Origin of the sequence: Microbulbifer sp. (genome assembly GCF_036563125.1) — a bacterium.
In the GTDB taxonomy this organism is placed as follows: Bacteria; Pseudomonadota; Gammaproteobacteria; order Pseudomonadales; family Cellvibrionaceae; genus Microbulbifer.
In genome coordinates, this window is the sequence record NZ_DATCMV010000163.1 from 1 (window position 1) to 15134 (window position 15134).

The following is a 15134-nucleotide window of genomic DNA, read 5'->3' on the forward strand; positions in this document are numbered from 1 at the left end:
ACTTCTAGGCCGTTCGCACTGGTAACCGCGACCTGCCGGAGATTGGTTTCCGAGTCTCCATTGGTACCTCCGGCAAACGGCTCGTGACAGCTCACACAGCCCATCTCGCCAGATCGCGAAAGGCTCTTGTCAAAGAACACATGCTTGCCCAGCAATTTCAGCGCTTTGTCCTGCTCCCTCACTAAATTGTCTACAGGTCCGCCCTGAGCAAAGGCGGTACTGCTCAACGCCAATATTGCTGAAGCCAGAACGATAGGCGACGCCTTGAACAACTTCCTATGCCGTTTCGTACAGTCCATTTTGTACCTCTGAAGTGGAATTTCTCGCAGCGGGATAACCGAATGGGCCGTTGCCCCCGAAGTGCAAGGCTGGGAACTCAGGCCCGTCCATCTACAAGAAAGACTAGAAGGTGGTCAAAATGTGGCCAATCTGTACGTGGTGTTATGAGGATTGCTCCGCCCATTTATTGCGTATTCTTTCTTTAACGCTCACAAAAAACCTGGCATTCGGTGGTAATAAGAGTCGTTTGCGTTGAGTGAGGTGAAAGTGGGGCGCGCAAATTACCAACGTGCCGTTTTGGCAGCGCGGCCGGATATGCATTGCTCATTTATGACTCGCGCATTTGGGAAATCGGGGGCGAACCTTTGGCAATTCCGGTCCAGAATATCGAGACAATCCCGGCAAAAGCTGGATAATGCCGCGCCTCAGGCTGATGCCCGCCACGTTTTCTAATCCCGGTAGTGCCAAATGGAAATCAACGTCAACTTCCTCGACAACCTCAGACTTGAAGCCAAGTTCGACGACTTCACGGTCATCACCGACCAGCCCATCCGTTACAAGGGGGATGGCTCGGCGCCGAGTCCGTTTGATTATTTCCTCGCGTCTTCCGCGCTGTGTGCAGCTTATTTCGTGCGGGTCTACTGCCTTTCCCGCAATATCCCCACACACAATATCCGCCTGTCCCAGAACAACATCGTTGATCCGGAAGACCGCTACAACCAGATCTTCAAGATCCAGGTGGAGCTGCCGGAGGATATTTCCGAGAAAGACCGGCAGGGGATTCTGCGCTCCATCGACCGCTGTACCGTCAAGAAGGTGATCCAGACCGGGCCGGAGTTCCAGATCGAAGAGGTGGCGAACCTGGCGGAAGATGCCCAGGCGCTCCTGATGGTGCAACCGGATGCGGAGCACCAGACCTTTATCGAGGGCAAGGATCTGCCGCTGGAGCAAACTATCGCCAATATGACCAAGATCCTGTCGGATCTCGGCATGAAGATCGAGATTGCCTCCTGGCGCAATATCGTGCCGCACGTGTGGTCGCTGCACATCCGCGATGCCGCGTCACCCATGTGCTTTACCAACGGCAAGGGCGCCACCAAAGAGGCGGCGCTGTGCTCTGCGCTGGGCGAATTTATCGAGCGCCTGAACTGCAACTTCTTCTACAACGACCAGTACTTCGGTGAGGAGATCGCCAACGCCGAGTTCGTGCATTACCCGGACGAGCGCTGGTTTGAACTGGATGAGGACGACGGGCTGCCGCAAGGTATTCTCGACGACTACACCCTGGCCATTTACAACCCGGAAGGGGAGCTGGCTGGCTCCAACCTGATCGACACCAACTCCGGTCGTGTCGACCGCGGTATCTGCTCACTGCCATTCGTGCGCAAGTCAGACGGGGAGGTGGTGTATTTCCCGTCCAACCTGATCGAGAACCTGTTCCTCAGTAACGGCATGAGTGCGGGCAATACCCTGGCGGAAGCGCAGGTGCAGTGCCTGTCGGAAATCTTCGAGCGCGCAGTGAAGAAGGAAGTGATCGAACAGGAAATCGCACTGCCGGACGTACCTCGCGAAGTGCTGACCAAATACCCGGATATTCTCGAGGGCATCGAGGAACTGGAGAAGCAGGGTTTCCCGATCCTGGTGAAGGATGCGTCCCTCGGCGGCCAGTTCCCGGTCATGTGCGTGACCCTGATGAACCCGCGCACCGGCGGTGTATTCGCGTCCTTCGGCGCACACCCGAGCCTGCACGTGGCGCTGGAACGCAGTCTCACCGAGCTGATGCAGGGCCGCAGCTTTGAAGGCCTGAACGATGTGCCGCCGCCCACCTTCAACAGCCTGGAAGTGACTGAACCGCATAATTTTGTTGAGCACTTTATCGATTCCACCGGCGTAGTGTCGTGGCGATTCTTCAGTGCAAGTGCCGATTACGAGTTCGTGGAGTGGGATTTTTCCGGTAATCATCACGATACCAACGACACCGAAGCCAATCGCCTGTTTGCGATCCTCGAAGAGATGGGCAAGGAAGTCTACATGGCGGCCTACGATGACCTGGGTGCGCCGGCCTGCCGGATACTGGTGCCCGGATACTCCGAGGTGTACCCGGTGGATGACCTGATCTGGGACAACACCAACAAGGCGCTGGATTACCGCGAGGATATCCTCAATCTGCACATCCTGGATGACGATGCGCTGGAAGATCTGGTGGAGCGGTTGGAAGAGAGCCAGCTCGACAATTACGAGAAGATCACCACCCTGATCGGGGTCGAGTTCGACGAGAATACCGTGTGGGGGCAGTTGACGATTCTCGAGTTGAAACTGCTGATTTTACTGGCGTTACAGCGTCACGAAGAGGCGCTGGAGCTGGTGGAAACCTTCCTTCAGTACAATGACAACACCGTCGAGCGCGGACTCTTTTACCGCGCGGTGCAGGCGGTGCTTGAGATTGCTTTGGATGACGATCTGGAGCTGGACGATTACATCATTAACCTGTGCCGCATGTTTGGTGACGAGACCATGAGTGCCGTAGTGAGTTCAGTCAATGGCAGTGAGCGTTTCCACGGCCTGACACCGACCAACATGCAGCTGGATGGTCTGGACAAACACCTGCGCCTGATCGAGAGCTACAAGAAACTGCACGCGGCGCGGGCGGCGAAGTGACTTTGTTCTTATCGGCGTCTGATTTCTAAAAGATTTAGAAACCAAAAAAGCCCGCTAATTAGCGGGCTTTTTTGTTGGCGTATTTGGCAAGGTAATGTCAGAGGCTAGCGGATGTCTCCGCTTCAGGGGTTTCCTTGGTTTCTTTCACGTAACCATCTTCGTCCAACACTACTATGGGCATGCCCAGTGCTTCCACATCCTTGCGGATACTCGCCGCATCGCCGACCACGATAATCGCGAGATTATCCGGGTCGAGCATGTCGGTGATCACCTTGTTGAGGGTCTTGCGGTCGGTTTCCTTCAGGATCGCGTTCTGCTGCGAGCGGTAATCCAGCGGCAGGTTGTAGCGCATGATCGAACCGAGCAGGCCGAGCTTGGCACTCGGTGTCTCGTAACTGCGGGCTTCCTGCTGGCCGATGGAGGAACGCATATAGCTGAATTCCACATCGGTCATGCCGTCGCGGTCGTAGGCGGCAAGTTCCTTGAGGACTTCGCTCAGTGCGTCCGCGGTGGCTTCCTTTTTCACCTCCGAGCTGAACACGTACATGCCTTCGTCGGGCTCGCCCTGCAGGTAGGTGCGAGCGCCGTAGGTGTAGCCCTTGTCTTCGCGCAGGTTCAGGTTGATGCGACTGTTGAAATTGCCACCCAGTGGGAAGTTACCCAGATTGGCCAGGTAGTAATTGCCTAGCGCGTCATAGGGCATGGCGTGCTGGCTCACCAGCAGGCTCGATTGGGCTGCGCCCTCCTTGTCGACCAGGTATACCGTACGCCCCTTGATCTCCGGCTTTTGGTAGGCGATTGCCGGGCGCACCGGCTGCGATACCTTCAGCTTGGCAAGGCCATCCAGCGCCTTGACGATGGTGTCGTGGGGCAGGCTGGTGCTCACGGTGATACCGCTCAGGTGCGTGGGGAGGTGGGCATCGTAGTACCCCTTGATGTCTTCAAGGGTGATGTCGGCAACGGTGCGTGGTAGGCCGCTGGACGGGAAGCCGAGGGGGTGCTCCGGCCCGCGCATTACGGCACCCAGGGCGCGGGTGGCGAGGCCTTGCGGGGTTTTGCGTGCCTGCTGGAGACTTTCGATGGTCTGCTGCTTGATGCGCGCGAAGTCCTCTTCGGTGAAGGCCGGCTTGAGGATACGCTCCATCATCAGTGCCATGCCCTCGTCGAGGTGCTTCGCCAAAACGTTAAGGCTGACCGTGGTCTCGTAGTAACCGGAGCTCATGCTGATACCTGCACCCAGGCGCTTCAGAGCTTCGGTGAACTCGGCGGCGTCGCGCTCGGTGGTGGCTTCACTCATGAGGTTGGTCATCAGTGAGGTCAGGCCGGCCTTGCCGTTGGGCTCGTCGCGCTGTCCGAAATCGAATACCGCCTGCACGGTGACGGTTGGCGTTTCGTCGTTTTGTACGGTCAGCAGGCGCACGCCATTTTCGAGCTTGCCATCATTGATCGCGGGCAGTTCCACCTGCGGGTTGACGCCCGGGGTGGGTTGTACGCTGCGGTCAAAATTGTCTTTCAGCGGGCGCAGTGCCAGTTCTTCCTGCTTGTCGTCGAAAGTCTCCGGAAGAGTGCGCTTCCAGGTAAAGTTTTGCTCGGCGGCCGCCAGTTCCGGCTTGCCGTTGGGCACTACGCTGAGCAGCACCGCCGGTTTGCCCGCAATGTACTGTTCGAATACGCGGGTAACGTCGTCGGTGGCAACAGACAGGTAGGACTTGATCTCTTCGTCGATGCCTTTCGGGCTTCCGGTAAAGGTTTCAAACGCGGCGAGGGTGGATACCTTGCCGGCTACAGACTGCAGCCCATATACGCGATAGGACTCGTAACCCGCCTTGAATTTCACCAGGTCATCTTCGGTGACACCGCGCTTGGCGAACTCGGTGAGGGTCTCACGCACGGCTTTTTCCATTTCCGCCAGGGATTCGCCCGAGGCGGGGTTCTGGATCACGATGAACCACATCTCGCACGCGAGTTCCTTGCAGGAATGGGACACGCTTGCCGACACCGCACGACCAGTCTGTACCAGGCGCTTGTACAGCATGGAATCCTGGCCCTGGCCGAGAATCTCCGCAGCTGCGTCCAGCGCCGGCTCGTCCGCGTGGCCGGAGTAGACCGTGGGGATCATCACCGCCAGTGCGGGCAGGTGGATGTTGTCCTCCAGGGTGAGATAGCGGTCGGTGGTGAGGGTAGCGGGCTGCTTGGGCAGGTTTTTTACTTCCGGGCCCGCGGGAATGGAGCCGAAATATTTCACCACCCATTCCAGGGTTTTTGTCTGGTCGATGTCACCGCCGATGGTCACTACGGCATTGTTGGGGCCGTACCAGCGCAGGAAGAAACGCTTGAGATCGTTGACGTCCGCGCGATCGAGGTCTTCCAGCCAGCCGATGACCGGCCAGGAGTAGGGGTGCCCGTCCGGGTACGTGGCGGCGAACATGGTTTCCAGTGCGCGGCCATAGGGGCGGTTGTCTACTCGCTGCCCGCGTTCGTTTTTCACGGTCTCACGCTGCACTTCAAACTTTTCTTCGGTAACCGCTTCCAGCAGCGCCCCCATACGATCGGACTCCAGCCACAGCACGGTTTCAAGCTGGTTGGCGGGTACGGTTTCGTAATAGTTGGTGCGGTCGGTATTGGTGGTGCCGTTCAGGGTGCCGCCGGCCTCCTGAATGATGCGGAAGTGCTCTTCATCCGCCACGTTCTTCGAGCCCTGGAACATCATGTGCTCAAAGAAGTGTGCGAAGCCGGAGCGGCCCGCATCTTCGCGATTGGAGCCCACGTGGTAAGTGACATCCACATGTGCCAGCGGGTCTGAGTGATCTTCGTGCAGCACCACGGTCAGGCCGTTGTCGAGGACGAATTTACGATAGGGAATCGCGATTTCCGCGCCGTCCCCATTGAACGTTTCTACCAGGGTGACGCCGGCGGGCAGACTGATCTGGCTGTCGGAGGTTGCATCTTGCGGGGTAGCTTGTGAGGCAGGATCCTCGGTTCCCTTGCTGCAGGCTGCGAGCAGCGCAGCGGCGAAAATCAATGAGATTTTGGTGCGGTGCATGTCGGTCGATCGCTCACTTTTTATTTATGCGGAGCCATCGATGCTAGCACATGCGACAAATTGAGGTGGGACCGGCGCGGAAACAAAAAGGGCGCAATGTAAGTTGCGCCCTCCTGAGTACTCAAAAAGTATTCAGATATCGATCAGAATTTGAATTCGGTGCCGATACCGAAGTAGCTGCGCTCGTAATCATCCGCAGCGGTCTCGTCGGTGTAAAAGGTGAATACCTTGGCCGCGGATGAGAGCTTGTAGTCCAGTCCCAGGCTGAAGGTTTCGCCGTCGGTCTTTACGATATCGGACTGGCCGTACTGGGCCTTCGCGGTCCAGTTGTTGATTTTGTACGCTACGGAAGTCATCCAGCCGTCCTGCTTGCTGCTGTCGGCTTTTTCCTGCTCTTCGTAGAGTCCGCCAACCTGCAGGTTGCCGAAGGTGTACTGGGCTACCAGACGATTGACGTTCCAGTCGTTGGCTTCCACGTCCTGATCGAAAGCGTAAGCCAGGTACACGCCATTGTTGTCATAGGCGAGGGACATGGAAGTACCGTTGTCGCGGGTGTCGATCAGATTGCCATCAGCGTCGAGGATCTCGGCATCCTTGTGGCTGATGTATGCCGTGGCGAGCTTGAACCCTGCAAAGGACGGGGTGGTGTACTGCAGGTTGTTGGATTCGCGGTTGTCGCTCTTGGTGATCAGGCTTTTGATGTCGCCTTCCAGATCGTTGAACAGGTCAACCCGGTTCTGGGCCTCTTTCAGCGGGGTATCGAACTTACCGCCGATTACCTGGCCAAAGCCGCCTTCGAGGCCGGCGTAGATATTGCGCTGGCTGAAGGTTTCCTCCGCCTCGCCATCAATATCCACCTCGTATTCCATCTTGTAGATACCTTTGATACCGCTATCCAGCGGGAGCTCGCCTTTTACGCCCACACGGGACGCATTGCTCTTGATATCGGTAGTCGCGCCTTCGCCCTCGTCGTTCGACTGGAAAGAGGCGTTGGCCTTGCCATAGAAGGTGAAGGCATCTTCTTGGGCAAAGGAAGTGGTGGGAAGCACGGCGGCCAGTGCCAGAGTGATCGCGGTCTTATTCATGGTCGGTCTCGTATTTGGCTATTGGGTGAGCCGTAGCTCGGATGCGGTGCAGTTTGCTGCGCTTTTGTTACAAAACGATGAAATGTGAAAGGTAGGTGTAAGTTTTATTACTGGAGCGGCGTCGGAAAGGCAGAAATGACAGGTTTAGGTGCCGTCAACACGGGGGATGCGCGCTTGTAATGAGGGCGCCAGCTCCGTTTAATCCGGTTTCAGGAATGCGCTGGAGACAGCGAGCGGCCAGCGGCTTCTGTGCTGCAGGTCGCTGGAAAGGGAATTCAGGGGGCTCGGTGAAGGGAGTGAGTGGTCTGGTGGTCGCTTTGTGGTCACTGGCGGTTGGGATTGGCCAGGTAGCGTTCTGGCCGGTATTGCCGTGGGACGCGGATATCGCTGTGGCGTTGCTGCTCGGCCTTGTGCTGTTAGCCCTGTTGGCTGCGATTGGTGGTCGTTTCTCCGGACTTCCGACGGTGCCGCGCTTCGCCGTGTGCTACCTGCTGTTGCCATTTGCGCTGGGAAGCTGCTGGGCACTCAGCGCTAACCACCATTCACTTGCCGCACGTCTACCGCTGGCACTGCATGGTTCCGATCATCGGGTTACGCTCGAGATTGAAGACCTGCCGCAGATCTCCGGTGCGGTTGCCAACTTTGGTTCTCCCCAGTCCGTCCACGGCTATTTCGACAGTCGGTTTCGCGCACGGGTACTGGATTCGGAGCAAGCGGATTTTATCGGCCAACGCCTGTTGCTCAGCTGGTACAGGTTACCGCCGGATTCTGCGGCGAAGCTGACCTCGGGCAGCCGCTGGAGCATGACACTTCGTCTGAAACGCCCGCGCGGCAGCACCAATCCCCATACTTTTGACTACGAAGCCTGGCTGCTGGAGCAGGGCATTTTTGCCACTGGCTATGTGCGCGACCGGGATGCGGCGCCCGAGTATCTGGCTGCGGGAAGCGGTTTCAGCTCCGCGGTCAACGGCATCCGCGAACGCCTTCGTCAGCGCATCACTGGTTCGGAAAAGGGCACGAGCGATCTGGCCCAGGAAGCGCTTTTCCGTGCGCTTTTGCTGGGGGACAAGGGTGGCATTGACACCGTCACGCAGGATCTGTTGCGCAGGACGGGTACTGCGCACCTGTTGGCCATCTCCGGGCTGCATGTGGGCATGGTTGCCGGTTTCTGTCTGCTGATTGGAGGACTGCTGAGCCGGGTGGTGGGTGTTTTCCGCCCGCATAATCCCGTGTTGCTGGCCGGCGTGGCGGGGCTGGTTGCAGCCGTGGCATACACACTGCTGAGCGGCGCTTCGCTGTCTGCCCAGCGGGCCCTGATCATGACCGCGATCGCCATCGCGACACTGGTATTGCGGCGCAGGGCCAGCGCCGGACTGGCTTTTGTCACTGCACTGACCTGTGTGCTGTTGTTGCAGCCGCTGGCGGTATTGAATGCGGGATTCTGGCTTTCGTTTATCGCGGTGGCGGCATTGCTGCTGCGCTTTCGCGGTCGCAACAGTAGAAGCAGTAATGGATTTGAACAGGGGCGCTCCGGCGGGGATGGGCACGGTGCAGTTGCCCATGGGCAAGCTTCGCTGCGCTACTTCCTTAGTGCGATGCAGGGCCAGTGGGCCATTCTCATCGCCCTGTTACTGCCGTCCATCCTCATATTTGCCGGGGTGAGCTTCAGCGGATTGCTCATCAATCTTGTGGCCATACCCTGGGTGGGACTGGTGATCCTGCCGCTTATTTTCCTGGGGGCGATGGTTCCGCATTGGCTGGGGGCAATATTGTGGCGGCTGGCGGATACCCAGCTCGGCTGGTTGCTGGAGTTTCTGGTGACCGCAGACCGGGCGCTTCCCGGATGGCAATCCATTCCCAATCCCGCGCCTGTGATAGTTGCGCTCGGCATTTTGAGCAGCCTGGTGTTGCTGATGCCGAGGGGAACACCTGGTCGGCTATTGGGCTGGTGGCTGCTGCCGGTATTGCTGGTGGGATTGTCGCCATGGCAGCGGCCCAAAGATCCCTTTCTGGCGCTGACCGTGCTCGACGTGGGGCAGGGGCTGGCGGTGGTGGCGGCAACGGAAGGGCAAACCCTGCAGTTCGACACCGGCGCCAGTACGGGCAATGGCTGGAGTGCCGGTAGCAGTATTGTGGTCCCGTATCTGCTGGCGGAGGGCCGGCCGCGACTGGATGCCCTGATCGTCAGCCATGGGGATCGGGACCATGCGGGCGGCGTATCCGGGGTGTTGGCGCAGTTGAACATAGGTGGACTGTTCGCCCCGGGCCAGTTGCCGCAACGGTTGGCGGATCAAGGGGCGCCGGAATTTACGGGTCGCTGTGTTGCCGGTGGTGGTGAATCCTACGGGGAGCTGGAACTAACCTGGCTGTGGCCCGGAGGCGAGGGACTGAGTGGTGAGGAGAACGATCACAGCTGTGTGGCGCTGCTCCGGTGGCGCCATGTACGTATTCTGCTCACGGGTGACATCAGTGAGGACGCGGAGCGCCAGCTGGTAGCGCGATACCCGGGTTTCGCGCCGGTCGATGTGCTGCTCGCGCCGCATCACGGATCGCGCACGTCATCTTCACCGGCACTGCTGGACTGGGCGCGGCCGGCTCAGGTGGTGTTCAGTACCGGTTTTCGCCATCACTTCGGACATCCGCATGCCGATGTTGTGGCGCGCTACGCCGACCATCGGGTGGCCATGTTCAATACCGCAGTAAACGGAGCGGTCACGTTCACCTGGGGAGATCGACACGCGCTACCGGAGATACGCTGTGCGCGCAATGCGCCTAACTTCTGGTTGCACGAGCCAGTTTCCGCTAAATCCGGTCAGTCTTTTTACCCCTGTCAATAGCAGTGTGCGCCAGTTGTGCTTTCGCCTGCGAGCGGCTCAGGGGGGCGATATGCGGCATGGTTTCCGTTTGCGAAAAATCCGGCCAATCTGATGCAAAGCTGAGACGTGAGTCTGGTTTTTGAGCGCACCAACGGTGCTAAGGTCGCCATAATTTCAGCAATCTGAAGTACTGGTGAGTTGCATGAAAACCAATCACATCCTGAATGCGGCCCTGATTGCCGCAAGTTTGTCCAGCGCGGGCGCGGTAGCGGCCGGAGACTGGAAATATTCCCTCGGCACTGATGTCAGCAGTGGCGACTACGGCGACGTGGCCGAGACTGAAATCGTCTCCATGCCATTTACCGCCAGCTTTTCCCCCAATGACCGCTGGACCTTCAAGGCCTCTCTGCCCTGGACCCAGGTCGAAGGTCCGGGCGGGGTCATCCCCGGTGGCGATGGTGGCCTGGTTTTGGGCCCGGGTAATGGAAACGGCAACGGTAACGGCAATGGCAACCAGGGCAGCGACGAAATTGTCATGACCGATGAGGCTGGCCTGGGCGACCTCTGGCTGACCGGCAGCTACAGCCTGGATCCGATCGCAGGGCAGTATTTCGTGGACCTGTCTGCGAAATACAAGGTGCCACTGGCGGATGAAGATAAAGGCCTGGGCACTGGGGAAGCCGACTACACCCTGCAGACCGAAGTTTTCACCTCGATTGGTCCGTACACCCCATTTGTGACCCTGGCCCGCAAGTTCAAGGGCGACCTGCCCGAGGTGGAATTACGTAACGTCTGGTATACCTCGGTGGGTAGTGGTTACCGCCTTAATGACACCTCAAGCATTGGTGCGTCGCTGGATTATCAGCAGGCGGCAACCGATACCGCTGATGCACAGACGGAATTGTTTGGCTACTTCAGCCACAAACTGGATAACCAGTGGAGCGGAATGGTGTACGCCTATCTGGGACTTTCCGATGGCAGCCCGGACCAGGGCTTTGGCGTGCAGATCAGTTACCGTCCGGCAAACTGATATTTTGGTAAAAGTGAGTGCAACCGGTTGTTTAACCGGCGGCCAATTTACGTTTAACAGGAGAAAACGGCGATGAAAATTCCATTTAAGTCCACTGCCATTGCGGCGGCGTTGGTGGGAATCGTGAGCGTGCCGCTGGTATGGGCGGACGATGTCATTTCGCACACGGAAACTACCGATGTTGAGGTGGTGGAAGTTGCAAACAGCGTTCCTGGCGACCGTATCGCCGGTTACTTCAGCGATTTCTTCGGTGACGAAGAATACTCCAAGACTGTTGTTGCCGGGCTGCGTGACGGCAGCATCCATTATGTGGAGCCGCTGCCAGAAGGCACCGAGGAAACTGGTGAAACCACTGAATCCACCGAAGTCACTGTCGAGATCGAAGTGGAAGAGGGCACCGAAGGCCACAAGGGCATGGGATACGGCAATGTGCTAATTACCATGGCGCTGGCCGAAAAATTGGCCGCTAGCTCCGCTGCTGCTGCGCTGGAAGGCGAGATGGGCCTGACCGCCGATGAATCGCTGAATGAAGTGCTGCGTATGCGTCAGGTAGATGGTATGGGCTGGGGCCAGATTGCCAAAAGCCTCGGTGTGAACCTGGGTGAAGTAATCAGCGGCATCCGTTCCAACCGTCCGGAAAAGGCGGATCAGTACGCCAGCATGGATGCCAAAAAGACCATGCGTGCTGACGCGCGCGCTGAAAAACAGGCGATGCGTTCTGAGGGCGCCGAGCGTGTGGCCAAGGCCGAGCGTGCAGAGCGCCCGGCAAAACCGGAGCGCGCAGAAAAGGCCGAGCGCCCGGAAAAACCTGCGCGTCCTGAGCGCCCCGGCAAGTAAAACCGTTCCGCCGTGTTGCTTGTTGCAAGCCGCCTTCGGGCGGCTTTTTTGTGTGCCCAGTTTTTTGCGTGTCGTCGCCTCTTGTCAGTTTGCCACGTTGCGATGTGCCGTAGGGCGGGGGGCTGTGGCGGCGGGGACTCGAATTGCAATCCTGTTCACAGGGATGAAATTCATGCCCCGGCGGCGCTTAGCCGTGGCCAATACCTGTGGTAGAGTCTCAGGCCTTGAACTGAAGGCCCGTTGGCCAGTTACTCAACAGATTCCGTTCCGCTGTTTTGGGGCAATGAAAAAGTGTTAGAAATAATAAAATCCGGCGGCTGGCTGATGCTGCCAATTCTGCTTTGTTCCGTGGCTGTAATTGCGATTTTTATTGAGCGTTTGTGGACGCTGAACGAGCGCAAGATCGCCCCGCGGGCCCTTCTCGGTGAAGTTTGGACCAGCCTCAAAAGCAACCAGTTGACCACGGAAAAGATCCGCGAACTACGCGATTCCAGTCCGCTGGGTCGCATTTTCGCCGCCGGACTGTCCAATTCGAAACATGGCCGTGAAGTCATGAAAGATAGTATTGAGGAGGCCGCCAGCCAGGTGGTTCACGACCTTGAGCGCTTCCTGAATGTACTGGGTACCATTGCTGCGGTAGCGCCGTTGATCGGTCTGCTCGGTACCGTAGTGGGCATGATCCAGGTATTCACTGCGATCATGCTGGAAGGCACCGGTAATGCCGGTGTGCTGGCGGGCGGTATATCTCAGGCCCTGATTACCACTGCGGCGGGCTTGAGTGTGGCAATTCCCGCGCTGATGGCGCATCGCTACTTCCAGCGTCGGGTGGACTCTATTGTGGTCACCATGGAGCAGGAAGCGGTCAAACTGGTGGATGCCCTGCACAGCGACCGTCGCGTCGAAGCAGCCTGAAGATAACCCCGGATTCAGGAGCGCACGATGCAATTCCGTCGCCAGAGCATAGAGCAGGAGGGGGTAAACCTCACGCCACTGATTGATGTGGTATTCCTGCTGCTGATCTTTTTCATGGTGTCTACCACCTTTACCAAAGAGAGTCATCTCCAGCTGAACCTGCCGGAGGCCGCCGGGCCACAGGCAGAGAGTCCGCCGTCTACCATTGAGATTCTGATCAATGCGGACGGTTCCTACTCGGTGGATGGGCGCGCGCTCATCAACAAGAAACTGGCGACGCTCAAATCTGCACTGTCGGAAGTGTCGGGCGGCGAGTACAATCGCCCGCTGATCATTACCGCGGATGCCACCGCAGAACATCAGGCGGTGGTTCGTGCGATGGATGCCGCCGGCCAGCTGGGATTTGTCCATCTCAGTATCACCACGCGGCAGCCGGACGAACAGTAATCTATAAAGTGTTGAACGCCGGGCGTGGCTGCAGCCGCGCCCAGTTGCCATCTGCCGCGCTGCAGGCGCGGTAGCTGGCGATTTGCGGAGAACACGCTGCCAAGAGTTTTATGGAAAAATCTTCCCAGCCGGTGCTGAAACCCCAGCACGGTGCCCAGACTTATCGTCGCCTTTTAGCCTACGCCATTCCTCAATGGCCGCTGTTCGTAATCGCGGTGTTCGGCTTCATGCTGTTTTCCAGTATGGAAGTGCTGTTGATTGCCGTCACCGAGCTGCTGCTGGATGCGGTGGGCGTGGGTATCGAACAGGGCAGGGGCTTCCTGTCGCAGTATGTGGCGAAGTTTTTTGCCGGCGGTGTTATGCCGCAGGAGACGGCGCGCTGGCTGGTACCGCTGGTGATGCTGGTGATTATCGGCCTGCGGGCCATCGGCAATTTTGTCGGCAGTTACGGCCTCGCCTATGTGGCGCGGGCGGTGATCCACCAACTGCGCACCGAGCTGTTTGAGCATATTGGGCAGCTGCCCAGCGCCTATTTTGACCGTTATACCGGCGCCTACCTGATTTCCAAAGTGGCCTACAACGTCGAGCAGGTTACCAACTCGATCACCAAATCCCTGAAGGTGATCATCCGCTCCTCATTCACCGCCATCGGTCTGCTGACCTATCTGCTGATGGTGAACTGGAAGCTGACCCTGACCTTCTTCCTGTTTGTACCGATTATCGCCGCCATCGTCAGTGTGGTGGGCAAGCGCTTCCGCAAGCTGAGCCATCGTATCCAGAACACCATGGGTGACGTAACCCACGTTACCCAGGAAGCGATCAATGGCTATGAAGTGGTGCGCATGTACGGTGGGCGCAAATATGAAAATGCCCGCTTCCAGGCGGCCAGCAACGCCAACCGCCAGCAGTTCATGAAACTTGTGGTGGCGGATAACGCCAGTGTCTCGGTCATCCAGATCATGGTGGGGCTGGCGACGGCGGTGCTGGTGTGGTTTGCGCTGGCGCCGGGGATGGTGGAGTCCATGACCCCGGGCGTATTTGCCTCCTATATCGGTGCTGCCGCATCCCTGGCAAAACCCATCCGCAATCTCTCAGAGGTGTACGCGGAAATTCAGAAGGGCATTGCCGCGGCGGAAAGTATTTTCGAAGTGTTTGACGCGCCCAAGGAGCCGCTAGGTGGCACCCTGCAGCTGCCGAGCCCGGTCACCGGTACGGTGACCTTCGAGCACCTCGGTTTCCGCTACAGCGAAGACGGCCCAGCGGTGCTGAGTGATATCGATTTCAGTGTGCAGCCCGGGCAGACTGTCGCCCTGGTCGGCGCCTCCGGCTCAGGCAAGAGCACCTTGGTCAGCCTGCTGTCCCGTTTCTATGAGCCGACGTCCGGGCGTATTCTGCTGGATGGGGTGGATATCACCCAGGTGCCGGTCGTTTCCCTGCGCGAACAGATCAGCTTGGTATCCCAGAACATCGTACTGTTCAACGATACGGTGTACCGGAACATCGCCTATGGCGAGCTGGAAGACAAGCCCGAGGCGGAAGTGCAGCGCGCGATTGACCTGGCGCATGCGCGCAGCTTTATCGAAGAGTTGCCACAGGGCGTACAGACGGTACTCGGTGACAATGCGCAGATCCTCTCCGGTGGTCAGCGCCAGCGTCTCGCGATTGCGCGTGCACTGTTGAAAGATTCCCCGCTACTGGTATTGGATGAAGCCACTTCCGCGCTGGACAATGCTTCGGAACGCCATATTCAGGCCGCATTGGCGGAGGTGATGAAAAACCGTACCACGTTTGTCATTGCACACCGTCTCAGCACCATCGAAAACGCCGATTGTATTTTGGTGATGGATCAGGGCCGTATCGTCGAAAGCGGTACCCACAGTGAGCTGCTGGCGAAAGGCGGGCGTTATGCACTGCTACTGCAACAGCAGAACAGTGATATCAGCTGACACGAGTTCGCGGTACCGGCCTGCGGGCGCGGACCGGGTTGAATCACCAGGGGCAGAGATTTCTGGTGAAGAACGCAGGGA

General features: G+C 58.2%; 10 protein-coding genes. 7 read left to right on the plus strand and 3 right to left on the minus strand.

The window, feature by feature from the left end; translation table 11 throughout:
• Window positions 1–227 (minus strand): cytochrome c peroxidase (locus VIL80_RS13775; protein WP_332036672.1); only part of this gene is annotated, 227 nt, incomplete at its 3' end.
• Between the two features lie 520 nt (window positions 228–747).
• Between VIL80_RS13775 and VIL80_RS13780 the strand changes: the two genes are divergently transcribed.
• A complete protein-coding gene (locus VIL80_RS13780) occupies window positions 748–2937 on the plus strand; it encodes an OsmC domain/YcaO domain-containing protein (RefSeq protein WP_332036673.1) in 2190 nt (729 codons plus the stop codon).
• Between the two features lie 97 nt (window positions 2938–3034).
• Here the strand turns inward: VIL80_RS13780 and VIL80_RS13785 are convergent, their stop codons facing one another.
• Window positions 3035–5980 (minus strand): M16 family metallopeptidase, encoded by a 2946-nt coding sequence (locus tag VIL80_RS13785; RefSeq protein WP_332036674.1) that lies wholly within the window; start codon window positions 5978–5980, stop codon window positions 3035–3037.
• A 143-nt stretch (window positions 5981–6123) separates the two neighbouring features.
• Window positions 6124–7065 (minus strand): porin, encoded by a 942-nt coding sequence (locus tag VIL80_RS13790; RefSeq protein WP_332036675.1) that lies wholly within the window; start codon window positions 7063–7065, stop codon window positions 6124–6126.
• Window positions 7066–7361: 296 nt separating this feature from the next.
• On the opposite strand from VIL80_RS13790, the gene VIL80_RS13795 reads away from it, so the two are divergent.
• The 6 genes from VIL80_RS13795 (at window position 7362) to msbA (ending at window position 15053) form a co-directional block, all read left to right on the plus strand.
• A complete protein-coding gene (locus VIL80_RS13795) occupies window positions 7362–9902 on the plus strand; it encodes a DNA internalization-related competence protein ComEC/Rec2 (RefSeq protein WP_332036676.1) in 2541 nt (846 codons plus the stop codon).
• A 181-nt stretch (window positions 9903–10083) separates the two neighbouring features.
• Entirely contained in the window at window positions 10084–10911 is an 828-nt protein-coding gene (locus tag VIL80_RS13800; RefSeq protein ID WP_332036677.1) for a hypothetical protein, read from the plus strand.
• 72 nt (window positions 10912–10983) lie between these two features.
• A complete protein-coding gene (locus VIL80_RS13805; RefSeq protein WP_332036678.1) occupies window positions 10984–11748 on the plus strand; it encodes a hypothetical protein in 765 nt (254 codons plus the stop codon).
• 291 nt (window positions 11749–12039) lie between these two features.
• Window positions 12040–12660, plus strand: coding sequence for a MotA/TolQ/ExbB proton channel family protein (locus VIL80_RS13810; RefSeq protein ID WP_332036679.1), 621 nt, complete (start codon window positions 12040–12042; stop codon window positions 12658–12660).
• Between the two features lie 27 nt (window positions 12661–12687).
• Window positions 12688–13107, plus strand: a complete 420-nt coding sequence (locus tag VIL80_RS13815) for an ExbD/TolR family protein (RefSeq protein ID WP_332036680.1) — start codon at window positions 12688–12690, stop codon at window positions 13105–13107.
• 110 nt (window positions 13108–13217) lie between these two features.
• Window positions 13218–15053: a lipid A export permease/ATP-binding protein MsbA gene (msbA, locus tag VIL80_RS13820; RefSeq protein WP_332036681.1), complete on the plus strand. Its 1836-nt coding sequence runs from the start codon at window positions 13218–13220 to the stop codon at window positions 15051–15053.
• Window positions 15054–15134 lie beyond the last annotated feature (81 nt).